Annotated in this window: 22 protein-coding genes; 8 read left to right on the top strand and 14 right to left on the bottom strand. The window is 30.2% G+C overall.

The genetic code is table 11. The features are described 5' to 3' along the window. The first annotated feature begins 75 nt into the window (after positions 1-75). From BLU40_RS00640 to BLU40_RS00625, 4 genes are all read left to right on the top strand, one after another. Entirely contained in the window at positions 76-1755 is a 1680-nt protein-coding gene (locus BLU40_RS00640; protein WP_090118675.1) for a glutamine--tRNA ligase/YqeY domain fusion protein, read from the top strand. A 4-nt stretch (positions 1756-1759) separates the two neighbouring features. Continuing rightward, on the top strand, positions 1760-2761 hold the full coding sequence (locus tag BLU40_RS00635) for an acyltransferase family protein (RefSeq protein WP_175454720.1): 1002 nt from the start codon (positions 1760-1762) through the stop codon (positions 2759-2761). Positions 2762-2961: 200 nt separating this feature from the next. Continuing rightward, positions 2962-3933: a hypothetical protein gene (locus BLU40_RS00630; RefSeq protein ID WP_090118670.1), complete on the top strand. Its 972-nt coding sequence runs from the start codon at positions 2962-2964 to the stop codon at positions 3931-3933. 66 nt (positions 3934-3999) lie between these two features. Further along, positions 4000-4215, top strand: a complete 216-nt coding sequence (locus tag BLU40_RS00625) for a DUF6515 family protein (RefSeq protein ID WP_090118668.1) — start codon at positions 4000-4002, stop codon at positions 4213-4215. On the opposite strand, the gene BLU40_RS00620 is transcribed toward BLU40_RS00625, so the two are convergent. The 12 genes from BLU40_RS00620 to BLU40_RS00565 form a co-directional block, all read right to left on the bottom strand. Beyond that, complete coding sequence (locus tag BLU40_RS00620; protein ID WP_090118667.1) at positions 4212-5186, bottom strand: DUF4837 family protein; 975 nt, start codon at positions 5184-5186, stop codon at positions 4212-4214. The two genes, BLU40_RS00625 and BLU40_RS00620, sit on opposite strands and share 4 nt — an antisense overlap. Continuing rightward, positions 5183-6742: a lytic transglycosylase domain-containing protein gene (locus BLU40_RS00615; RefSeq protein ID WP_090118664.1), complete on the bottom strand. Its 1560-nt coding sequence runs from the start codon at positions 6740-6742 to the stop codon at positions 5183-5185. The genes BLU40_RS00620 and BLU40_RS00615 overlap by 4 nt, the downstream gene beginning before the upstream one ends. Before the next feature lie 7 nt (positions 6743-6749). Next, on the bottom strand, positions 6750-7700 hold the full coding sequence (locus BLU40_RS00610; RefSeq protein ID WP_090118662.1) for an OmpA family protein: 951 nt from the start codon (positions 7698-7700) through the stop codon (positions 6750-6752). Between the two features lie 15 nt (positions 7701-7715). Further along, positions 7716-8474, bottom strand: coding sequence for an exodeoxyribonuclease III (locus BLU40_RS00605; protein WP_090118660.1), 759 nt, complete (start codon positions 8472-8474; stop codon positions 7716-7718). 121 nt (positions 8475-8595) lie between these two features. Continuing rightward, complete coding sequence (locus BLU40_RS00600; RefSeq protein WP_090118658.1) at positions 8596-9375, bottom strand: sulfite exporter TauE/SafE family protein; 780 nt, start codon at positions 9373-9375, stop codon at positions 8596-8598. A 59-nt stretch (positions 9376-9434) separates the two neighbouring features. Continuing rightward, entirely contained in the window at positions 9435-11252 is a 1818-nt protein-coding gene (locus tag BLU40_RS00595; protein WP_090118656.1) for an AMP-binding protein, read from the bottom strand. 3 nt (positions 11253-11255) lie between these two features. Continuing rightward, a complete protein-coding gene (locus BLU40_RS00590; protein WP_090118654.1) occupies positions 11256-13538 on the bottom strand; it encodes a transglycosylase domain-containing protein in 2283 nt (760 codons plus the stop codon). 1 nt (position 13539) lies between these two features. Then, entirely contained in the window at positions 13540-14016 is a 477-nt protein-coding gene (locus tag BLU40_RS00585; protein WP_175454719.1) for a gliding motility lipoprotein GldH, read from the bottom strand. Beyond that, complete coding sequence (locus tag BLU40_RS00580) at positions 14009-15418, bottom strand: PSP1 domain-containing protein (protein WP_090118651.1); 1410 nt, start codon at positions 15416-15418, stop codon at positions 14009-14011. Before BLU40_RS00580 ends, BLU40_RS00585 begins: the two co-directional genes overlap by 8 nt. 113 nt (positions 15419-15531) lie before the next feature. Beyond that, complete coding sequence (locus tag BLU40_RS00575) at positions 15532-15762, bottom strand: ferredoxin (protein WP_090118649.1); 231 nt, start codon at positions 15760-15762, stop codon at positions 15532-15534. Beyond that, positions 15763-17016 carry a peptidase U32 family protein gene (locus BLU40_RS00570; RefSeq protein WP_090118647.1) on the bottom strand — a complete coding sequence of 418 codons (1254 nt, stop codon included), beginning with the start codon at positions 17014-17016 and terminating at the stop codon, positions 15763-15765. A gap of 100 nt (positions 17017-17116) precedes the next feature. Further along, positions 17117-18454 carry a Kelch repeat-containing protein gene (locus tag BLU40_RS00565; protein ID WP_175454718.1) on the bottom strand — a complete coding sequence of 446 codons (1338 nt, stop codon included), beginning with the start codon at positions 18452-18454 and terminating at the stop codon, positions 17117-17119. 198 nt (positions 18455-18652) lie between these two features. On the opposite strand from BLU40_RS00565, the gene BLU40_RS00560 reads away from it, so the two are divergent. Both BLU40_RS00560 and BLU40_RS00555 read left to right on the top strand, forming a co-directional pair. Beyond that, positions 18653-19642, top strand: coding sequence for an aspartate-semialdehyde dehydrogenase (locus tag BLU40_RS00560; RefSeq protein WP_090118644.1), 990 nt, complete (start codon positions 18653-18655; stop codon positions 19640-19642). 173 nt (positions 19643-19815) lie between these two features. Next, positions 19816-21171 carry a PL29 family lyase N-terminal domain-containing protein gene (locus tag BLU40_RS00555; RefSeq protein WP_090118642.1) on the top strand — a complete coding sequence of 452 codons (1356 nt, stop codon included), beginning with the start codon at positions 19816-19818 and terminating at the stop codon, positions 21169-21171. Positions 21172-21251: 80 nt separating this feature from the next. On the opposite strand, the gene trxA is transcribed toward BLU40_RS00555, so the two are convergent. After that, positions 21252-21611 carry a thioredoxin gene (gene trxA, locus BLU40_RS00550; RefSeq protein ID WP_090118640.1) on the bottom strand — a complete coding sequence of 120 codons (360 nt, stop codon included), beginning with the start codon at positions 21609-21611 and terminating at the stop codon, positions 21252-21254. Between the two features lie 256 nt (positions 21612-21867). On the opposite strand from trxA, the gene BLU40_RS00545 reads away from it, so the two are divergent. Together BLU40_RS00545 and BLU40_RS00540 are read left to right on the top strand one after the other, a co-directional pair. Beyond that, positions 21868-24006, top strand: coding sequence for a prolyl oligopeptidase family serine peptidase (locus BLU40_RS00545; RefSeq protein ID WP_090118638.1), 2139 nt, complete (start codon positions 21868-21870; stop codon positions 24004-24006). Positions 24007-24155: 149 nt separating this feature from the next. Next, on the top strand, positions 24156-24731 hold the full coding sequence (locus BLU40_RS00540) for a heme-binding beta-barrel domain-containing protein (RefSeq protein WP_090118636.1): 576 nt from the start codon (positions 24156-24158) through the stop codon (positions 24729-24731). A gap of 117 nt (positions 24732-24848) precedes the next feature. Here BLU40_RS00540 and BLU40_RS00535 read toward each other — a convergent pair whose 3' ends face one another. Next, complete coding sequence (locus tag BLU40_RS00535) at positions 24849-25304, bottom strand: 3-oxoacyl-ACP synthase (RefSeq protein WP_090118634.1); 456 nt, start codon at positions 25302-25304, stop codon at positions 24849-24851. Positions 25305-25353: the final 49 nt, after the last annotated feature.

Genomic DNA, 25353 nt, shown 5'->3' with positions numbered 1-25353 from the left:
CCATTTGTTGGCTTGTTTTCTAGTGGTTTTGCAGAAAAAATCGATATTTTTGTGGCTTAATTAGTTTTTGAAATTATGAGTGAAGAAAAAAAATCGCTGAATTTTATTGAGCAAATTATTGAAGATGATTTAGCAAACGGATTATCGAATGACAAATTACGTTTTCGTTTTCCGCCTGAGCCAAATGGGTATTTACACATTGGGCACGCTGCATCTATTTGCTTAAATTTTGGGTTAGGTTTAAAATACAATGCGCCTGTTAACTTGCGTTTTGATGATACAAACCCTGCAAAAGAAGAACAAGAATATGTTGATGCCATACAGCAAGATGTGCAATGGTTAGGCTTTCAATGGGATAAAGTTTTGTATTCTTCTGATTATTTTCAGCAATTATTTGATTGGGCTGTAGAATTAATTAAAGAAGGTAAGGCTTATGTTGATGACCAAACATCTGAAGAAATGGCGAAACAAAAAGGTACGCCTACTGAGGTTGGAACTAATAGTCCGTTTAGAGATAGATCTGTTGAAGAAAATTTAGATCTATTTATGCGTATGAAAAATGGTGAGTTTGATGAAGGAACTCACGTTTTACGTGCCAAAATTGATATGGAACACGTGAATATGCATATGCGTGATCCTATTATGTATAGGGTTCTAAAAAAACATCATCATAGAACTGGTAACGATTGGTGTATTTACCCAATGTACGACTGGACACACGGTGAAAGTGATTATTTAGAACAAATTTCGCATTCTATTTGTACGTTAGAATTTAAGAGTCATAGAGATTTATACGATTGGTATGTTGATCAAGTTTATGACACTTCTCTTTTAAGACCAAAACAACGCGAGTTTGCTAGAAGGAATTTGAGCTATACTGTAATGAGCAAGCGTAAATTATTACAATTGGTAGAAGAAGGTGTTGTTAACGGTTGGGATGATCCGCGTATGCCTACAATTTCAGGTTTGCGTAGAAGAGGTTATACTCCAAGCGCTATTAGAACTTTTAGTGATACTGCTGGTATTTCTAAACGTGATAATGTTACCGATGTGGCTTTATTAGAGCATTGTATTAAGGATGATTTAAATAAAACTGCCCCAAGAGTAATGGCGGTTTTAGATCCTGTTAAAGTTGTAATTACTAATTATCCTGAAGATAAAGAGGAGTTTTTAGATGCTAATTATAACGATTATGCTGAAGGTTTTGGTAGTAGACCTGTTCCTTTTTCTCGTGAAATTTATATTGAAAAAGAAGATTTTAGAGAGCAAGCTAATAAGAAATTTTTCCGTTTAAAATTAGATAAAGAGGTTCGTTTAAAAAATGCCTACATAATTAAAGCTAATAGCTGTGTTAAAGATGAAAATGGAGAGGTTACAGAAATACACTGTACTTATGACGAGGATTCTTTAAGTGGAAGTGGTTCTGAGGCTAGTAAGCGTAAAGTGAAAGGAACTTTACATTGGGTTTCTGTAAAACACGCTGAAAAAGCTGAAGTACGTGTTTATGATCGTTTATTTACAGACGAGGCTCCTGATGGACATAAAGACAAAGATTTTAAAGAATTTATTAATCCAGATTCTTTAAATGTAATTAATGCTTTTGTTGAACCTAGTTTAAAAGATGCTAAAGAATTAGATAGATTTCAGTTTCAACGTTTAGGTTATTTCTGCGTTGATAAAGATACTACTGAAAGTAATTTAGTTTTTAATAGAACCGTGCCTTTACGTGATAGTTGGGCTAAGATGGAGAAGTAATGTTTTGAATAAAAGAATTGAATGGATTGATCAAGTTAAAGGGTTTGGTATTTTTTTAGTTGTATATGGTCATAATTTTCCTATTACTGAAAAATATATCTACTCTTATCATATGCCCCTATTTTTTTTATTAGCAGGTATATTTCATCCTTCAAAACAGAACTACTCTCATATTATTAAAAGAGCAAAATACTTATTATTACCTTATTTTTTATGGGCAATAATGTTATATTTATTTTGGTTTTTTATTGGTAGGTTTTATGGAGATAGTAAACTGTATGATTTATCTCCAATAAATAATTTTATTGGAGTTTTTTATGCTCAGGGAGGTAAAGAATATATGAATTGGGGAATTCAAATGTGGTTTATTCCTTCAATCTTTTTAACTTTTTGTTTCTTTTATATAATTAGATTTCTAAAGCTTCTTTATTTACAATTAATACTTTTATTTTCTTTTATTTTAATTGGCTTTCTACTTCCTTACTTAAGTGAAAAATCGTTTGTTTGGAGTTTAGATGTTTCACTTGTAGCTCTAATTTTTTATTCTTTGGGGTTTTATTCAAAAAACACTTTAATTAATTTGAATAAGGTTAAATCTTGGTTTGCACTAATTATATTTGGAGTACTACATATAAGTTGCTATAGTTTTAATGGTAAGGTAGATATGTATAATTCAATTTATAGGAATGAGTTTATATTTATATTAAATGGAATTTCAGGAACTTTGTTTTATTTGTTTTTATTTAAAAATATTCCAATTTTTAGTTTTTTTAGTTTTCTTGGAAAGTCTACTATTCCAATACTAGCTCTACACTTAAGAGTATTAACCCTAATTAAAGCAGTACTACTTGTTATTTTTGGAATTACCTTATTTAATTTCTCAGAATTACAAAAACTTGTAATTTCAATTTTTCAAATTTTAATGTTAGTTCCAATAATATTTATAATAAATAAATATGTTCCTATTTTAAATGGAAAAATTACTTCAAAAACCAATAATTGCTAATTAATATGATTAATAAAAAAAAACTTGTTTTAGTTTTATCTTTTCTGGCATATTTTACTATTAACAGTCTTTTTCTGTATAAATATGGAAGCAGACAAAACTATATTAGTGTATTTCTAATTTTACTTCTATACCCTGCATTTCAATTTTTAACATTTTACTTTTTAAAGATTACTAACTTTAAAGAACAAGTATATAAAATGTTGTTTTTTATTATTGTGTTTACATTTTTTATTTTTACCATTGTATTAAACAACTTTGTTGATGGAAATACTCTAATTGTTGATAGGTGGTCCGCAATAGACGTATCAGTACATGCTGTATTGAACGGAGAATATCCTTATTCAATTCCAAATCATCTAGGTCAATACAGCTCTAATTTGCCTTCATTAGTAATAATTGGATTACCTTTTTATTTATTTGGTGATGTTGGCTTTCTACAATCATTTACTTTTTTATTCTTTGCTTATATTCTCCATAAATCCTTTACTAATTATAAGGTAAAACTTCTTGGAATTTTATTATTGATTTCTTCTATTTTTTACTTGTGGGAAGTTTATACAAAAAGTGAATTAATGAGTAACTTTATTTTTGTTTTAGGATTTATTGTTTTATGGAGTAAAAAGTACTCCAAATCACTTTTTAAAAAATCATTCTTACTTGGAGTTATTACAAGTTTTATAGCACTTACAAGAATTCCTGTATTAATTCCTTTAGTAATATTTTTATTTAAAGATTTTCTAAATACATCAATTAAAAAGAAAATTTATTTTATAATTTCATCAATGGTTGTAACCCTTTTTCTAGGCTTTGTTGTATTGAAAGATTGTCCAAACATTGAAGTTTTAAAAAACTATAACCCATTAACATTACAAGGCAATAAAACACCTTTATTGATTAGTTTAATTAGCTTATTATTACCGTTTTTCATTTCATTTAAAGTAAAAAATGAAGCTATTAATACTGTACTTTATAGTATTCCTATTATACTTATACCTATTCTTGGTCATTTTTTAAGTAGTTGGTTTAATTATGGGTTTGAAAAAACAATTTTTAACTCATTTGCTGACATAAGCTATTTTAACATGGTTTCTCCTTTACTAATTTACTACATAATTTATTCATTTAATAAAGAAGTATTCAAACCTATTGAAGAAAAGGGTACAGAATAAAATTATTATAAAAAATTAAACTTTTCACAAAAAAAACAGTCTTAGATCTAAACAAACATTTAGATTATGAAGACTGCTTTTTATTTTATACTTATTTTATTATTTACAACAACAGCTAGTTCTTGCGCAACTACAGTTAAAAATACACCTTCTAAAGTTGTAGTAATTAAAAAACTACCCAGAACTCACAAAATTGTTCGTATTAAAGGTGTTAGGTATTACAAATTTAATGGTAAACATTACCGAAAAACTAGAAAAGGATATGTAGTTGTTAGAGTTTAATTAATAACCAACGTTTTTAATATAGCTTCAATTTCGAACATATAATCACGTTTATTAGCTCCTGGTGCATAAGTTAACCCTTCAACAACAATAAGTCTGTTATTTGGTTTATCTACTACTGTGTAGCTTAAAAACGGACCTGCCATCCAAACTCCTTTAACTTCCCATTTACCTCTTGTTTCAAAAGCTTTACGCTCTTTAAAATTTATAGGAAAAACGTGTGGCGTATATGCTTCTTCTGTAATCATATAAGAACCTTCTACTTCTCCAGGAATGTATTTTTTACCAAAAGCATTTCTTGTAGCTACAATATTATTTCCATTTTCATCATCTTCAGAAGTAATTGGTACCGAATATGCAAAAATCTCCATACTTTCTCCTTTGCTAATTTTATGCCTGTACCAAACAATATCTCCATCATCTTCTACAACACTATATGTTTTTGGTATTTTTATTGAATATCCTTGTTTTGAAAAAGTAGCGCTTTTAGCTGGATCCCAATATTTTTTTAATATTTTTCGTTGAATAGAAACTAAATCGGCGCTTCTAAAAGAAGTAATAATTTTTGTGCTATTATCTTGAATAAGTTTTACTAAATCTTCTTTAGTTTTACCAATAACAGTTATTACTTTTTGTGGAGAAGCATATACATCGGTTGCTATATTAAATGAATTTTCTTCACCAACACCAATATTTAAAATACTTCTAGTTGCTCTAAACATACTACCAAGATTTTCTGGTGGTATTTGAGAAATTTCGAACTTAGCTTCAGGTTGTGGTAAACCTAAAACTGGCTCTGCAACAATTTTACGTAACTCATCTCCTATTTCACCTTGCCACTCACTATTTTTAATAACAACTAGTACGTTATTAATACGTCCGTTTGCATTTTTCAACACTCTTTTTTGTGGTCCTGATTCACAGGCCACAAACATTGTTAATACCGCGATAATTACTCCTAACTTTTTCATTTACTAAATATTTTTAATTTGGTACCAGGTTTTAAATTTTTAACCCCCCAATTATCATTCCAATCTTTAATATTCTGGACAGAAACATTTGGAAACTTTTGAGCAATTACCCATAATGAGTCTCCATTTTTAACTGTATACAATTGATGTGGACCAGTTGGCAAAGGTGGTTTTATTCTATTTTCCTCTTTTTTTGTTGAAGTTTTTTTAACGTTTGAAGTTAACTTATCTAACCTTCGTGGATAAACAGTTAAACGCTGACCTATTTTAAGTCTAGAGCTTCTCATATTATTCCAACGTTTTAAACTACTAACAGAAACTCCATATCTATTTGCAATTTTACCAAGAAAATCTCCACTTTTTACTTTGTATCTAATTCTATCATTTAGCTCAGTATACTTTGGTAAAGGTTTTTCTCGTTTCGCTTCTTCTTTCTCTACAAAAGCATATATCTCTTTTTCATTTGTAACAAAATTACCGATAGATTCTACCGGTAACGAAAGCGTATAATTTCTTCCTTTTATATATGGAATAATGTCTAATTTATATTGAGGATTTAAAAATTGAAGCAATTCAATATCTACACCCAATGTTTCGTGAATTTGTTCAAATGTCATTTGGCGTTTTACCTGAACAGTGTCTGTTTTAAAAAAAGGTAAAGCGCTTTTTTTTGCTACAATATTATGCTCTTTTGCATATTCAAAAATGTATAACGTTGCATAAAAAGCAGGTACATAGCCAGCTGTTTCTCTAGGTAAATTATGGCGAATATTCCAATAATTTTTACTCCCATTCGATCTTCTTATTGCCTTATTTACATTACCTGGGCCAGAATTGTAAGCTGCTAAAGCTAAATCCCAATCGCCAAAAATCTTATACAAACTAGCTAAATATTTACAAGCGGCTTCTGTAGCTCTATACGGATCTTGACGCTCGTCTACATAAGAGCTAACCTTTAAATCGAACATTTTACCAGTTGGATACATAAATTGCCACAAGCCTGTTGCGCCAACTCTAGATTTTGCTCTTGGTTTTAAAGCTGATTCTACAATTGCTAAATATTTCATTTCTAACGGAATGTCATACTTATCTAATTGCTCTTCAAACATTGGAAAATAGTACCTGGCTTTTTCCATTAACCCAGAAAAAGAAGATTTCCTTCTTTTTAAATATGTTTTAATAATAGACTCCAGCGAAGAATTATATTCAATATGAAATGGCGTTTTACTATTCAATACTTTTAAACGTTCCTTTAATAAATCGGTTGGTAACTCTTCCAATTCTGTTACCATACGTTCATCATCTCTTAGAACATATTGAATAGTATCATACAACGGTGATTTAATTAATTCGTTTAACCATAAACTATCAATTAACGCTGCTTCTTTATTTATTTTTAAAGTAATTAATGAGTCTAATCGCTTTAAAACAATAGAATCTCCATCTGAAAACAATGCCTTTGTATCTTCAATTGGTTCTAACTTAATCGTATCATTTTCTACCTGCGCATATCCTAAGCTTGTTAGAATTAAAAATATAAAGGCTAGTTTTTTCATTTAAGTATTAATCGTTTAGTAGTTTCGAGATTTCGTCTAAATTTGGCGCTAATATAATCTCAATTCTTCTATTTTTAGCTTTTCCTTTAGCAGATTTATTAGAATCTATAGGTAAAAATTCACTTCTACCTGCTGCTGTTATTTGTGTTGGATCTACACCTTTGTTTTGTAAAATACGTACAATTGCTGTTGCTCTTTTAACAGATAAATCCCAGTTATCAATTAACGTAGCTCCTTTGTAAGGCACATTATCTGTATGACCTTCAATTAAAACATTTATGTCTTTATTTTCTGATAACACTTTAGCTAATTGTTGAACTGCTTTTTTACCTTCAGCACCAACTGCCCAACTTCCAGATCCAAATAATAATTTATTTTCCATAGAAACATAAATTTTACCATTTTTCTGAACCACAGTTAAACCTTTACCTTCAAAATTATGCAAAGCTTTAGAAATAGCATCTTTTAATTTTTGCATTTGGGCTTCTTTAGCATTAATCAATGCTTGTAATTCTGCTATTTGATTAGAGCGTTCTTCTAATTCTTTTTGAAGTTTTTCTAGCCTTGTACTTTCAGCAAGTAATGTTTTTTCTTTCTCTTCTAATTGTTTTAGTAACTCTTGATTCTTTTTAGCTTGATCAGCTAATTTTTGAGAACTTTGAGTAGATAAAGCTGCGTAAGAAGCATCTAATTTATTGTATTTAGACTTTAAAGCTGTGTACTCATTATCTAAATTTTGTTTTTTAGCTAATAAAGCATCATACTCCTTTTGAAGTTTGGCTAAATCTAATTCTAAGGCTTTTTTAGCACTTAATAAACTTTGCTTTTCTTTAATTAAAGCTGAATTTGAAGCTCTTAATTTATTAAATTTTGTTTCTAACTCCTGGTATACTTTTTTTGAAACACAAGAACTTAGTGTAAAAAACACTACAACTAAAAGGGTTACTTTTTTTAACATAATACTATCTTATTTTTATTCTATTTCTACTACTATTGGACAATGGTCAGAATGTTTTGCTTCAGGTAAAATATAGGCTCTTTTAATTCTATCTTTTAATGGTTCACTTACCATATTATAATCTATACGCCATCCTTTATTGTTGTTACGAGCATTTGCTCTATAACTCCACCAACTGTAATTGTGGGGTTCCTTATTTAAAAAACGAAACGAATCTATAAAACCACTATCTATAAAATTTCCAATCCATTCTCTTTCTACTGGTAAAAACCCAGAAACACCTTTCATTTTTGGATTATGAATGTCAATTTCTTCGTGACAAATATTGTAATCTCCACAAATAACTAAATTCGGTAAATCCTTTTTCAACTCATTTACATACTCTTGAAATTCAGCCATATAATTTAGCTTAAAATCTAAACGAGCATCATTAGTTCCCGATGGTAAATACAAACTCATTACCGAAACATCATCAAAGTCAACTCTCAAATTTCTACCTTCGAAGTCCATTGACTCAATTCCCGTGCCATACTCTACATGTTTAGGTTCTATTTTCGATAAAATTGCAACACTACTATATCCTTTTTTTTGAGCCGAAAACCAATAATGATACGGATAACCAGCTTCTTCAAACAAACTTAAGTCTAATTGCTCTTTATGCGCCTTTGTTTCTTGAATACAAACCACATCTGGATTTGCAACTTCTAACCACTCTATAAAACCTTTTTTTAAGGCTGCTCTAATTCCATTTACGTTATACGATATTATTTTCATACTTTATTATTGAATTGAAAGTTTGTAAAGTTAACTGAAAGATTTAACGATTAAAAATTAAAAGTAAAAAGCTGTTTAATAACTATTTTTGTTAATTAAAAACGCTCTATATCTTCTCATATTACTTTAAAACATTAATTATCATTATTACTGAAGCCACTATTTGTGTGCCTGCAAACAAATATTTTAAATTTTTAGGCTTTGATTTTAGCGCCATTTTTGCACCTGCAAAACCACCAATTACACCACCAATTGCTAAAGGAATTGCAATATTAAAATCAAATAAACCTGCTCCAAAATGGCCAAAAAAACCTGCTGCAGCAGATATAAACACTAAGGTTGTCGATGTACCAATTGCAACTTGCATTGGAACTCCCATAGTCAAAATCATTAGTGGTACTAAAAACGATCCTCCAGAAACACCTACCATACCCGAAATAAATCCAGTTAATAAAACAATTGGCACAGTTACTAACAAATTAACCTGATAACTTTCATTGTTAGAAGAAAGAGAAACCACCCATTTTCGATCACTTTTTAGCTTTTGTTTTGGTTTTTTTAACATAAAAATTGCCGCTATTAACATAACTACAGCAAATACTATTTTTAATATTTTTTCATTAAAATACTGACCTAAAAATCCACCTGCCATAGCAGACACAAAAATCATAACACCTAACAATAGTGTTAATTTCCAATGATTCATTTTTTGCTTACTAAAAAGAATTGCCGCCATAAACGATGAACACATCAATACAAATTGCCCTGTTGAAGCCGATATATTCATACTTACACCAGCAATAACTAGTGTTAGCACATAGAAGTTTCCGCCACCTCTTCCTGTCATTGTCATTACAAATGCAATAAGCATTATTATAATGGCCAATATCCAAATATTCATAACTAAGTTTTGTTGTTTTTATATAATTTATTCAGGTAAATACTAGGTTATAACAAACCTTATTCACCCTCATATAAACTCCTTAATTTTCTTCTCATTATTTTGTTTGAAGCCGTTCTAGGCAATTTATCAATTCCAACTAAATCAATTAACTTAAATAATGGATTTAATTGTTTTTTAATACTGCTTTTTGCTTCAATATATTTTTCTTTTGAAGTTTTTTCTGAAGAAATTTCAACAAAATAAACAACCAATTCACTTGGTCCACCACTTTTTGGTGAAACTGCAATTGCTGCGGACTCTTTAACAAAATCTAACTTATTTATTACAGCTTCAATTTGAATAGAACTTACTTTTATTCCACCCAAGTTCATAGCATCATCAACTCTACCTTGCGCTTTGTAAAAACCATTCTCTAATTGTTGCATTTGATCACCGTGTTTTCGAAGTAGTTTTCCTTTATAACTAGGAGTACCTTCGTAATACACTTTAAAATGATCTCTATTTATTAACTTATTCGACAATCCTAAAATTGGAGGTATTAAAAACACTTCACCTTTAGAATTTTCATTACTATCTTCATCTAACAACACAAATTCTCCACCCAAAGCTTGGCTAGAAAAAGTACTTGCCATATTTTCCTGAACAACTGTGCTTGTAATATAACCTCCGCCAATTTCCGTACCTCCACAATATTCAATAACCGGTTTGTTATTTGCCAATTGCATTAAATATTCCATTTCTGTTGGATTAGAAACTTCGCCTGTAGAACTAAAACATTTAATTGTACTCCAATTAAATTGCTCCATACATTTAGAGGTTTTCCAATAATTTACAATGCTCGGAATTACACCCAACATAGTAACCTCTGCATCTTGAACAAATTTTCCAAAACTCTCAGTAGTTGGAATTCCGTAGTATAACCCAATTACAGCTTTATTTATTAATGAAGCAAAAACCAGCCAAGGTCCCATCATCCAACCTAAATTTGTTGGCCAACACACCACATTATTTTTTTGAATATTTTGATGATAATAACCATCACTAGCACTTTTTATGGGCGTAATATGTGTCCACGGAATAGCTTTTGGCTCACCAGTAGTTCCCGACGAAAAAAGAATAGTAATTACATCTTCAGGTTTTTGAATTACTGAACTAAAAAAGGTGTTATTAGAAAGAAAATCATTCCAAAAAACATCGTTTTCTCTTAACTCTACAGCTTTATTTATAGTTTGAATTACAATTGCTTTTGGAGCATTTGCTTCCACTACCTTTTCAAATAATGGAATTGTTTTTCCTCCTCTATGCAAAAAATCTTGTGTAAAAATTACTTTAGGTTTTGCAATATTTAAACGGACTTCAATTTCGTTTGGCGTAAAACTATCAGCAACGGTAACAATTGGCATTCCTGCTTTAATTCCTGCTAAATAAACAGCAACAGCTTCCAAAGTCATTGGCATATCAATTGCTATAGCATCACCAGTTTTCAAACCAATTTCAACTAAAGAGTTTGCTATTCTATTAACTAACTTTTGAAGTTCTTTTTGAGTTATTTTTTGAAGTTGTTTCCCTTCTTCCTGAAAAATTACTGCAACAGCATTATCTTCATTATTAAAACAAGCATCTACAATATTAAATTTAGCTCCTTTTAACCATTCAGCATTTTCTACTCCTTTAGAAGTGTCTACAATTTTATTAAAATCTTTTTGAAAAGGAATTCCTATATTTTCTACAGTTTGTGTCCAAAAATCTTCTTTATTATCAACAGACCAACGCCAAAAATCATTATAATTTTGGAAACCATTCTTTTGCATCATTTTAAAAATGTTGCTTTGCTCAATATTCCTATCAGTTGGTTTCCAAAAAGGTTTTATCATAAATTAAAATTCAATTTCATCATCCAGCGTATCATCTACATCATTATCTGCCTTTTTAGAACAATCAACTTCAATAGATAAATCTTCAGGTTTTTCAAATTCATCTTTGCTAATTTTCAATTTACTATCTGCGTACATTTTTTTGTAATATAATCCCCAAATTGGTAACGCCATAGAAGCTCCTTGACCTTTTCCAATGCCGTAAAAGTGTGCAGCTCTATCTTCAGCCCCAACCCAAACTCCTGTTGCTAAATTAGGTACAATTCCCATAAACCAACCGTCAGATTGATTTTGAGTAGTTCCTGTTTTACCTGCAATAGGGTTTGTAAATTTATAAGGGAAACCAGTAACAACATTATCAGGGTAACTTCCCCAAGAAGTTCTTAATCTAATACCAGAACCAGCTTGAGTTACACCTTCTAATAGATTTAAAACAACATAGGCAGACTCTTCACTTAAAACCTCTTTAGATTTTGGTACAAATTGTTCTAAAACCGTTCCGTTTTTATCTTCAATTTTTAATACCATCATTGGTTCTATTTGTAAACCTTTATTTGCAAAGGTACTGTAAGCACCAACCATTTCGAATAATGATAAATCTACCGAACCTAATGCAATTGAAGGGTTGGCTTCAATATCTGATTTAATACCTGCACTTTTTGCTAAACTCACTACATTTTGTGGGTTTACCATATCTATTAACTGTGCAGTAATAACATTTACAGAGCCTGCTAAAGCTTCTTTTAACGTTAACTCACCACCGTATTTTTCGCTAGAATTTTTTGGAGTCCAATCTTTAGGCATTCCATACTTTTCTTTAGGAATTGTATATAAAGTATTTGGAAATTTTTCGCAAGGCGAAAGGTTTAATTGGTTTATTGCCGTTGCGTACACAAATGGCTTAAATGTAGAACCAACTTGACGTTTTTGTTGTTTTACAGCATCAAACTGAAAGTGTTTATAGTTAATACCACCAACCCAAGTTTTTACATGGCCCGTTTGTGGTTCTATAGATAAAACACCAGCTCTTAAAAAATGTTTGTAATAGAAAATAGAATCTCTAGGCGACATAATTGTATCAATATCTCCTTTCCAAGAAAACACCTTCATCTTCGTTTTTTTAGTAAATGAAGCTCTAATATCTTTTTCTTTTTTTCCGTTTTTCTTCATTCTTTTCCAACGGTTAGAACGCTTCATTGCCTGCTCTATAGTTCTTTCGATTTGTTTTTTATCTATATCGTAAAAAGGTGCTGTTTTATTCTTTTTGTGTTCTTTAAAAAAGGCACGTTGCAAATTAGACATGTGCTCTTTCATAGCCTCTTCTCCATATTTTTGCATACGAGAATCTAAGGTTACAAATATTTTAAGTCCATCACGGTGTAAATTATATGCTTTACCATCTGGTTTTGGATTGTTTTTAATCCAAGTTTTCATAAAATCACGTAAATACTCTCTAAAATACGTTGCAGAACCATCACTATGACCTTCTTTATGAATATCTAAACCTAAATCTTTTTTCTGAAGCGAATCTTTTTGAACTTCGGTAATAAACCCATTTTTAAACATTTGCCCCAACACCGTATTTCTACGATTTTTAACTCTTTCGGCTCTTCTTAATGGATTGTATAACGATGCATTTTTAAGCATACCAATTAACATAGCCGATTCTGACACAGTTAATTCTTTTGGTTCTTTACCAAAGTAAATACGAGATGCTGAACGAATACCAACTGCTAAATTCAAAAAATCGTACTTATTTAAGTACATTGTTAAAATTTCTTGCTTGGTATATTGGCGTTCTAATTGAGTAGCAATAACATACTCTTTTACTTTTTGTCCAATACGTTGAATGATGTTTTTAGACCCTTCACCATGAAATAATAGTTTTGCTAATTGTTGCGTAATGGTACTTCCTCCACCATCTCTTCCCATTTTAACAACGGCACGTAAAGTTGCTTTAAAATCGATACCAGAATGCTCGTAAAAACGTTCATCTTCAGTAGCAACTAAAGCTTTTACTAAGTTTTTTGGTAAATCTTTATATTTTACTGGAGTTCTATTTTCAAAAGCATATTTACCCAACGTTTTTCCATCTATAGAAATAACTTCGGTAGCCAAATTATTTTCTGGATTTTCTAACTCTTCAAATGTTGGAAGAGGTCCAAAAACTCCCCAAGAAGCTAATAAAAATATTAAAACAATTGCAAGTGTACCACCTAAAATAGTTACCCAAAACCATTTTATATATTTTAAAAAATTAGGTGCTTCTGTTTTTTTTGTTGCCATTTTATTCTTTTTCTATGCTAATTCCTACGTCTGTAATTCCTTGTAAAGGCTTATTACCTTCAATATCGCTAATACCTCGCGTTGCGTTTTCTATATTAAAAATATAGTCTCCTGTTTCATTAAAAACTACTTGTTCTTTATAAAAAAGTTTGTTCTCTTTAACATCAGTAAAACCTGTACCTAACCAATTACCCGCAGCGTCAGTCATTTCATACTCAAGTGTATCTACAACTTTTATTCCGCTAGGAAATTCTATTTTACCAATTAAAAATATTGAACTGAATTCGTAATTTTTATTGTTTCTAATATTTATAAACACATTTTTTGAAGAAATAGTATCTGCATTATTAACAATAAATTCAATTTTATTTTTTGAACTCCATTTACCATTCTCAATAGATTTATAAGTATTATAATCTTCTTTTGAATTGCATGAAATAACCAATAAAGCACTAAAAATAACTACTAGTTTACGCATTACTATTATTGTTATTATTTTTTTTAGGTGGTCTTCTACGTTTATTATTTTTATTTTGCGCAGGTTTATTTGCAGAAGCATTTGGATTATTACCCTTATTAGGTTGCGCTTTTTTATTGCCTTGCGGATTCTGGTTACCTTGCTTATTTGTTGAATTACCAGCTTTTTTTGGCCTATTTGGCTTCTTTCTTATTGGTCTCTTTTTAGAATCTGCTTGCTGATTTTGCTGTCCTTGTTTATTTTGGTTATTTACCTTTTTTTGATTCGGGTTTTTCCTTCTGTTTTTACGCTTTCCTTTATTCTTACGCTTAGGAGCATCAAACCTTGTTAAACTATCTTGCCCTACAACATCTTCAAATTCAACTTTTTGAACAACAGCCTCTTCGGTTTCGTAATCTTCTAAAGACGAAATTACCTCATCATTTTTGTTAGCTTCAATAATTTCTTTAACCTGATCTAATGTTAATTTAAACCATTTAGCACGTTCATTTTTATAAGTATACCATAGTAACTCTTTAAAAATGTCCATTTTAATAAAAACAGCAGGGCCTTTTTCGGTATTTAAAACAACATCGTGCTTTGGAAAACCAGTTAAAGCATCTAAATATGTATCTAGTTCAAAATTTAAACAGCACTTTAATTTACCACATTGACCCGCTAATTTTTGTGGATTTAGAGACAATTGTTGGTAACGTGCTGCTGCAGTATTTACCTTACGTAAATCTGTTAACCACGTTGAACAACATAACTCTCTACCACAAGAACCAACACCTCCTAAACGAGCAGCTTCTTGACGTAAACCAACCTGTTTCATTTCAACACGAATGCTAAACGCACCTGCTAAATCTCTAATTAATTGTCTAAAATCTACACGATCGTCTGCCGTGTAATAAAAAGTAGCTTTGTTACCATCTCCTTGATATTCAACATCAGACAGTTTCATTTTCAACCCTAAACGGCTAATAATTTCTCTTCCTTTATATTGCGTATCGTATTCTTTATCTCTAACCGATTTCCAAATATCAATATCTTTTTGTGTGGCTTTACGGTATATTTTTTTTATATCTTCACTATCTATACTAACACCTTTTTTCTTTAACTGAACTTTAATTAATTCACCTGTTAAAGAAACAGTACCAATGTCGTGTCCTGGATTACCTTCTACGGCCAAAACATCACCAATAGAAATTTTTAATCCATCATTATTACGGTAAAAGTGCTTTCGTCCGTTTTTAAAACTAACTTCAACAATATTTAACGGTTTGTGTCCTGTAGGCATTGCCATATTAGAAAGCCAATCGAAAACAGTTAGCTTATCGCAGCTTCCTGTAGAACAGTTTCCATTACTTTTACATCCTTTTGGTACGGTATTTATATCTGAAGAGCAACTATTACAGCTCATAAGTTTCTTTGTTTTATTGTATTACGAAAAATTGAATTTTTCAATTTTACAATCCTCACTAATTTGTAAAGATATAATTAAATTATGAAGATTAAAACGTTAAAAAATGAAATTTAAGTCTGCTTTACATCTATTATTTTAACAGGGCACGCTTCTTTAGCATTCATACTTTCGTTAAAAATAGTTTCATCTGGTGATTTTATTGTGAAAAAGCCTTTTTTTTCTTTAGAGTGTAACAATACAGATTTTCCGTCTTTTTTAGACATTTGAAACTGATTTGGAGCCAACTCTACACAGTAATTACAGCCAATACATTTGGCTCTTTGTAAGGTTATAATTACCATTTATGCCTCTACTTTATTTTCAACAATTTTATATAATTTATCTGAAGGCCTTATTCTAAATTCTAATGGAATAGTTACTGAATCTCCTTTACTACCTTTTTCACCTTTCTCATCATTCACGTACATTTCCTTTACTTCCATTTCTTGTGCTCCAGTAGTAGGACCAGTAATTAAAATAGTATCACCAATTGAAATATCGTACGCTTCAATTTTAAATTCTCCAATATTTGCCTTCGGAAAATAATGCATTCCTTTACCTAAATACACTTTCTTTTGCGTTGCATGACTTCCTGAACCGTTGCTCCATTCACCTAATTTTTGACCTAAATAATATCCACTCCAAAAACCTCTGTTATAAACTTTTTCAAGCTCTTGCATCCAACCAATTACTTTCTCTTTTGTGTATGTTCCTTCATCAATACTATCAATAGCATCTCGGTAACATTTAATTACTCTAGCAACATATTCTGGAGCCCTTCCTCTACCTTCAATTTTTAATACTTTTACACCAGCATCAACAATTTCATTTAAAAAATCGATAGTACATAAATCTTTTGGAGACATAATATACTCATTATCCAACTCCATTTCAACACCAGTTTCTTGATCTATAACTGTATATTTTTTTCTACAATTTTGCTTACAAGCGCCTCTATTTGCTGAAGAATTGTGGTTATGCAAACTCATATAGCACTTCCCTGAAACTGCCATACATAAAGCTCCGTGACCAAATATTTCTATCTCAACCAATTCTCCAGAAGGTCCACGAACATCATCTTTTACAATTTGCTCTGTAATTTTTTTAACCTGACGTAAACTTAACTCTCTACTTAATACCATAGTATCTGCAAACATGGCATAAAACTTAGCCGTTTCGAAATTGGTAATATTTATTTGAGTTGAAATATGAATTTCCATCCCTATTTCTTTAGCCGTCGCAATTACCGCTTGATCCATAGCTATTACAGCAGTAATATCTGCATCTTTTGCTTTTTGAATTAAGGTTTTAACAATGGTTAAATCGTGATCGTATACAATAGTATTTAAAGTAAGATATGTTCTTACGTTTTTAGCTTTACATCGGTCGGAAATTTCTTGTAAATCATCTAACGTAAAATTGATAGATGCTCTTGCTCTCATATTTAATTGCTCAACACCAAAATATATAGAATCTGCTCCGTTATCTAACGCAGCTTGCATTGATTCAAAATTTCCGGCAGGAGCCATTAATTCTATTTTTCCTGTAGTAGTCATACTTTAATTTTTTGCAAAAATACGTAATTTAGATTAATTCTGAATTACTTGGGTTTTCAAATATTAAATTAAATATTTAACCAAAAAATTAATTTAAAAATTACAACACTTTAGATTTTATAACTCTAGTTGTTTGAAACTCATCCACATCAACACAGTAAAACCTTTTAGACGGATAAATAGAGTATTCTTTTTCGATATAGCCACCTAAAATATATAACTTATTATTTGCATAAAAAAGCTTTGCAGATTTAACAGCAAGATCAATATTATAGGTTTTTAACTTTTTACTTTTTGTATTGAAAGTAGAAATTTGCCCATTATTATATAAAAATATAGTTTCATTGTTTGAAGTAATTCCTTCAGAATTAAAATTAAAATTTAGTTCTCCAACATGCTCCCACTTTCCTGTTTTTAAATCAAAAGTTTCAACAGCTCTTAAAGGTTTTTTATTATAACCTCCTATTAAATAAATTTTATCATCTACAACAACACCATTTGTTTCTTTAGGAGTTGGCATATCTCCAATTTTATACCACAAACCTGTTTTTGTATCAAATGAATGAACTTTACTTATGTACTTTTTAATTCCTTGACTGTTTCTTTTTATAGAGCCGCCTATTAACACTAATTTATTGTCAACCGAAAACGAAGCAAAATTAACAGCTTGGTGTGGATTGGTGCCATCAACTTTAATAGAATTATTTTTTAAGTTAAAAACTTCAATTTTATCATCTAAATATTCCTTCCTTTTATTTTTTGATAAACGCTTACCGCCTAATATATAAAGTTGATTATCTATATAATTAATATTATGATATGCTCTTTTTCTAAATTTTAAATTTGATGCTTCCCAAGTATTGTTTTTCAAATTAAATATTCTCACATCACCTTTATAATTAGTGCTAGTATAATTACGAATTTTCCCCTCCATCATTTTTGCATAAAGAACTTCCGGCTCATATTCCAATACTTTCTTAAACGCATTATAATCATAAGAAACATCACCTCCAACAATAAAAATTTTATTATCCACAAGCTCAGCCCCATAAAAATACCTTCCGTCTTTCATAGACTCTAATTTTTTGTAGCTTATATTTTTCTTTAATGTTTTGGTTATTTGAACTTCTCGCAAATTAGTTACATCCTCAACCAAATACACCTTATAATTTTTCTTTTTATTTGTAAAATTTACTTTTTGCTCTTTATATTTTAAATGTGAAAATATTAATACCCCAGATTTTATAATTTTAGTAGGAAATTTTAAATAAAAAACTCCTTTACTATTTGTGGTTGTTCCTCTATCAATTTCATCCATATAAACTGAAACATTTTCAATTGGTTTATGAGTTTTTGAATCTAAAACAATACCTTCAACATACTGCGAATAAGTTTGAATATTAAATAATAAACCTAATAATAGTAGAAATTTTCTCATAATAAAGTTTTCCCCTTTATGCATCAATAACTATTCCATTATAAGTACTATTAAATTTTGTTATTTAACAAAATGTTTAATATTTAAATTTATTTTAACAAAATGAGTTTTATTTGTTATTTTCTATAACTTCTATTGGTCAAGTCAGTTTTTTTCTAAAAATTTGTAGTGTTATTAAAAATTAAAATAAAATAAAAGATGAAAGTAGCTGTTGTAGGCGCTACCGGTATGGTAGGAAACGTAATGTTACAAGTTTTAGCGGAAAGAAATTTTCCAATTACTGAATTATTATTAGTTGCCTCAGAAAGATCAAAGGGTAAACAAATGGAATATAAAGGCGAAACTTATACCGTTATAGGTTTACAAGATGCTGTAGATGCTAAACCAGACATTGCTTTATTTTCTGCTGGTGGAAGTACTTCTGAAGAATGGGCTCCAAAATTTGCTGAAGTTGGTTGTACTGTGGTAGATAATTCTTCTGCTTGGAGAATGGACCCAACTAAAAAATTAGTAGTTCCTGAAATTAACGGGAGCGAATTAACAAAAGAAGACAAAATTATTGCAAACCCTAACTGTTCTACTATTCAAATGGTATTAGCATTAGCTCCTTTGCATAATAAATACAATATGAAACGTTTAGTTGTTTCTACTTACCAATCTGTTTCTGGTACAGGTGTACAAGCTGTTGCTCAATTAGACAACGAAGAAAAAGGAATTGAAGGAGATATGGCGTATAACTACCCAATCTACAGAAATGCAATTCCACATTGTGATGTATTTTTAAAAAACGGATACACGAAAGAAGAAATGAAATTAGTAAAAGAACCTAAAAAGATTTTAGGTGACGATTCTTTCTCTGTAACTGCAACTGCTGTTCGTATTCCAACTGCTGGTGGACACTCTGAAGCTGTGAATGTTCAGTTCGAAAATGATTTTGATTTAGCTGAAGTACGTCAGTTATTAAGCGATATGCCTGGTGTTATTGTAAGTGACGATTTAGATAATAACGTTTACCCAATGCCAATTCACGCTCATAATAGAGATGAAGTTTTTGTTGGACGTTTAAGACGTGATGAATCTCAACCAAACACTTTAAATATGTGGATTGTAGCAGATAACCTACGTAAAGGTGCAGCAACAAACACAATTCAAATTGCAGAGTACTTAATAGAACAAAACCTAGTATAATTTTCCTCTATATTTGTTGATTAAAATCAACTAACTATACTTTACAAAAAAGCCGCACAAATTGTGCGGCTTTTTTGTAAAGTATAGTTTTTAAAGACAAGTTTTAATCGTAGAGGTGTGATAATTATCAGTTTTATTATTAAAAACTGTGAGTATTTTAGCCTTAAAAAATTATGAAAAAAATTCTAATCATATTTATAAGCTTTTGCTTATTATTTTTTAATTCTTGCAACAAAAAACTAGAAGAGGAAATAGATGAATTAAGAGACGAAATTAACCTGAATAGAAATCTAATAAACAAATTAAGCGATAACCTTTTCATTAATTTTATTGAGAATATTGAAAATGGATACAAAATCTATTTCTCTGATGATTCATCAATAACAATAAAAAATGGAGAAATTCCAGTTATTTTTATTGGAGAAAATGGTAATTGGATCATCAATGGAGAAGATAGTGGTAACCAAGCCCAAGGATCAATTGGTGAATCTCCGGATATTATAATTGGAGAAAGTGGTAATTGGATCATCAATGGAGAGGATAGCGGGGTTAAAGCATTAGGAGAAGATGGGCAAGATTCAACCGAAATCATAAGTATTTCTTATTCCGAATTAATGTTTTCTTTTTATTTTAATGATGGATCAATAATAGAAGTTCCTGTTGATTTAAATTTTAAAAGAATAGCTTGTTGGGGAGACAGTTTAACAGCTTGGAATAATTATCCTATTTATTTAAGAGAGTTATTAGGTAATAATTACGAAGTAATAAACTGTGGTGTTGGAGGAGAGAATTCAATAACAATTGGCGCAAGACAAGGAGGAATTCCAATGTATTTAAAAAATTCAATAGAGCTACCCGAAACTAAAGAACCTATTAATATTGGATCTTTAACTGACTCAGGCTTATATTCTATTTATAATGACAAACGTGTTTATCCACTGCTTCAAGGTGGGTTTTCAACTATTAATAATTGCACTATTGATGGTGTTCAATGCCTTTTAAGATGGACAGGGGCTAATCATTTCGATCTAAATGGTAGATATACCGTGGAAAGAAGTTCTTGTGGTAAAAAACATAAAATTCCTGAAAATTCTTTAATATTTACCTCTTCAATGAATAAATATAGAAACCTATATGCTAATATATATTTTATTGGGCAAAATGGTGGATTTTTGGATGCAAAAGATTTAGTGAATCAATATAAAAAAATGGTTGAATTTAGTGGCTGTTCAAATTATATTATTATTGGACTGCATAAATACAGTTCTGTAGAATATATGAAACAGATTGAAAACCTTATGATAAAAGAATTCGGTGCTCGATTTATAAATTTAAGGGAGTATTTATCTACAAATGCAATAGAAGACGCGAACTTAAAACCAACAAAGGAAGATATTATTGCAATGCAAAATGGTGAGTGTCCTCCCCAACTATTAAGTAGCGATGGTATTCACTTTAATTCAATATCATCATCATTAATTGGTAATTTAGTTTATGATAGACTCTTAAATCTAGGAATAGTTGAGTAAAATATATATTGGGCTAATTCCATACTCAAAAAAGCCGCACAAATTGTGCGGCTTTTTCATCTTTGGGCTGAGGTTATATATTATTTATCCACTCCTAACACATCTTTTATAATTTCTTCAAATTGGTGCTTTGGTAAGGCGCCTTGAGCCATTTGTGGTTCTCCATTTTTAGGCACAAATAAAATTGAAGGAATACTTCTAATTCCAAAAGCTGCGCCTAATTCTTGCTCAACTTCAGTATCAATTTTATAAATATTTACTTTTCCTTTATAATCTTCTCCTAGCTCTTCTAAAACAGGTGCTACAGCTTTACAAGGTCCACACCAGTCTGCATAAAAATCAATTACACAAGGTAAATCACCTTCAAACTTCCACTCTTTATTTTTTTCGAAATTAAAAACCTTTTCTAAAAACGTTTCTTTTGTTAATAATTCTGTCATTCTATTTATATTAATTTTAGTTTGTATAGCAAATTCTATACCGCTAAGTTAGACGGCAAAGTGACATAAAAACTTACACATTTTAAGTAACACAAGTTACATGTGCTTACAAACTATTAAGTTACAATTTTTTACGTATTTTATCTTATTTTAACTCAATTCTTTTAGTTTTTGACTAAAGATTCACAAAAAAATATTGCTTCCATTAGAAGAATTGTTCTTTTTTGTTAATTTTGAAACACTTAAAACAATCAAAATGAAAAATTTATTTTTATTAACACTTGTTGGAGTTCTTATGGTTGCATGTAATTCTGACTCAAAAAAAATTGTTGACTTGAAATATCCTACAACAAAAAAAGTTGATACTGTTACTAATTATTTTGGAACAGATGTAAAAGATCCATACAGATGGCTAGAAGATGATATGAGCGAAGAAACAGCCTTATGGGTTGGTGAACAAAACAAAGTTACTTTCGATTATTTATCTAATATTCCTTACCGAGATGAATTAAAAAATCGTTTAGAAAAATTATGGAATTACGAAAAAATTGGTTCGCCTTTTAAAGAAGGAGACTATACTTATTTCTATAAAAATAACGGACTTCAAAACCAATATGTTTTGTATCGTTCAAAAGGTGATGAAAAACCTGAAGTATTTTTAGACCCTAATACTTTTTCTGAAGATGGAACAACTTCTTTAAGCGGTATGTCTTTTTCTAAAGACGGAAATACAGTTGCATATTCAATTTCAGAAGGCGGAAGCGATTGGAGAAAAATTATTATTATGGATGCCATTTCAAAAGAAATTAAAGAAGATACTTTAATTGATGTAAAATTTAGTGGTTTATCTTGGAAAGAAAACGAAGGTATTTACTATTCTAGTTACGAAAAACCTGAAGGAAGTGAGCTTTCTGCTAAAACAGATCAACACCGTTTATTTTACCATAAACTAGGAACAAAACAAGCCAACGATCCTATTATTTTTGGAGACAAAGATAAAAGGCGTTATGTTGGTGGTAGCGTTACTGACGATGGAAAATATTTAATTATTAGTGCATCGGTATCAACCTCAGGAAACGAATTGTATTACAAAGACCTTTCTAATCCAAATAGCCAAATTAAACCTATTATTTTAGGGTTTGATAATGACACTAATGTAATTGACCATAAAAATGGTTATTTCTACATGACAACAAATGTTGATGCTCCAAACAAACGCGTAGTAAAAGTTTCAGTTAAAAATCCAAGTAAAAAAAATTGGGTAGATGTAATTCCTGAAACTGAAAATGTACTAAGCGTTTCTGATGCAAGTGGATATATTTTTGCAAAATATATGGTAGATGCAGTTTCTAAAGTAATGCAATATGATTTTAATGGAAAACTAGTTAGAAATATTGAATTACCAGGTGTTGGATCAGCTGGAGGATTTAGTGGTAAAAAGGATGCCGAAACTATCTACTATTCATTTACAAACTACATAACGCCAGGTTCAATTTATTCATTTAAACCAAAAACTGGAGATAGTGAACTGTATAAAAAACCTGCAATTGATTTCAACTCAGAAGATTTTGAATCTAAACAAGTATTTTATACTTCAAAAGATGGTACAAAAGTTCCTATGATTATTTCGTATAAAAAAGGAACTGTTTTAAATGGTAAAAACCCAACTATTTTATATGCTTATGGAGGTTTTAATATTAGTTTAACTCCTAGTTTTAGCATTGCAAATTCTGTATGGATGGAGCAAGGAGGAATTTACGCAGTACCTAACTTACGTGGTGGTGGAGAATATGGTAAAAAATGGCACGATGCTGGAACTAAATTGCAAAAACAAAATGTATTTGATGATTTTATTGCTGCTGCAGAATACTTAATTGCTGAAAAATATACTTCTTCTGAATATTTAGCAATTAGAGGAGGAAGTAATGGAGGTTTATTAGTTGGTGCAACTATGACACAGCGTCCAGAATTAATGAAAGTAGCTTTACCTGCTGTTGGAGTAATGGATATGTTACGTTACCACACATTTACAGCTGGTGCTGGTTGGGCTTACGATTATGGAACTGCTGAAGATTCTAAAGAAATGTTTGAATATTTAAAAGGTTATTCGCCTGTACATAATGTAAAAAAAGGTGTTCAATACCCTGCAACAATGGTTACTACTGGTGATCACGATGATAGAGTTGTACCTGCACATTCATTTAAATATGCTGCTGAATTACAAGCAAAACAAGCTGGAAACAATCCAACATTAATTAGAATTGAAACAAATGCTGGTCACGGAGCTGGAACTCCAGTTTCTAAAACTATTGAGCAATATGCCGATATTTTCGGATTCACATTGTACAATATGGGTTATAAAGAATTACCTAGCAAATCTAAAATTAAAGGTTAACCTCACCTAAATAGTACAAAAACCACTCAAAATTGAGTGGTTTTTTTGTTTCTATTTGGTAAAAAACAGTTAAAACAAAGAGGGCTTGATAAAAGTCATTTTAATTGAAACCTCCATTTCTTAATTTCGAACCAAATTTAAACTCTCTTATGGAAGATACAATTGTAGAAGTAAATTACGGACCGTTAAAAGATTTAATTGGTGTTTGGAAAGGTGATAAAGGAATGGATGTTTCACCAGAATCTGATGGAATAGAAGAAAATCCATACTATGAAACAATAACAATAACAACTGATGGAGATACAAGCGTAACTAATGCTGAATCTCAAAAACTATCAACGTTACATTATCGTAGACTTGTTAGAAGAAAATCTAATAATAATATTTTTCACGATCAAACAGGTTATTGGATGTGGGATGCTGAAAACAATGTTATTATGCATTCTTTAAACATTCCAAGAGCTGTAAGTTTATTAGCTGGAACAAAATTATCAGAAAACAATTTTAAAAATGGAAAACTATCTTTTGAAATTGAAGCAGGAATTGACAATAAAGATTGGGGTATTATTCAATCTCCTTTTATGAAACAAAAAGCTTTAACAAAAAACTACAAGCTAAAAATAGAAATTGAAAATGGTAAGTTAAAATATGAAGAAACTACCCTTTTAGATATCTACGGAAAAGAATTTGAACATACTGATACTAACGAATTAACTCTTCAGTAAAAACAACCTTAAAACTTGTTATTCTGAATGTAGTGCTAACGGAATTAAGAATCTTTAAAACTCAACAATGCTTGAGATTCCTCACTATCGTTCAGAATAACAAATTAATATTTATTATTAAAATACTTCCAAAACCTCTGCTTTATTAAAAGGAATAATTGCTCCAACTTGTTTTCCAAGTAATTGTTTTCCTATTGGAGATTTTGAAGAAACTACAAAATAAGTATTGTTTTTAACCTTAACTTGCCCAACGCTTACCGCTAAAAAATAAGTGCCTTTGGTTGTTTTAATAAGACTTCCAAGTTTTATAATTTCAGAAGAATCTTCAATAACAATTTTTTGTAAAATTTCGTTCATTTCATTTACAATACTCAATTGCTGACCCGCTTTTTCCATTTCTAACTGAATCATAGCTCTACCTGTTTCGTGTTTATCTCCTGCAGAACTTTTAGTTTCAGAAAACAAATCGTATTTATTAGAAGCAATAGATTTAGAAATAGTATCACATTTTTTTTCAACAAAAAGTAAACACTCTTTTAATAATTGACTCTTTATTTTTAAATAGTTCTTCATATAGGTTGCTGTAAAAATAACAATTCATAATTTTGCAACACAACTATTT

Source organism: Lutibacter oricola (assembly GCF_900106565.1).
Classification (GTDB): domain Bacteria; phylum Bacteroidota; class Bacteroidia; order Flavobacteriales; family Flavobacteriaceae; genus Lutibacter; species Lutibacter oricola.
The sequence above is the reverse complement of the archived record's forward strand: the minus strand, read 5'-3'. Positions and strand labels throughout refer to the sequence as shown.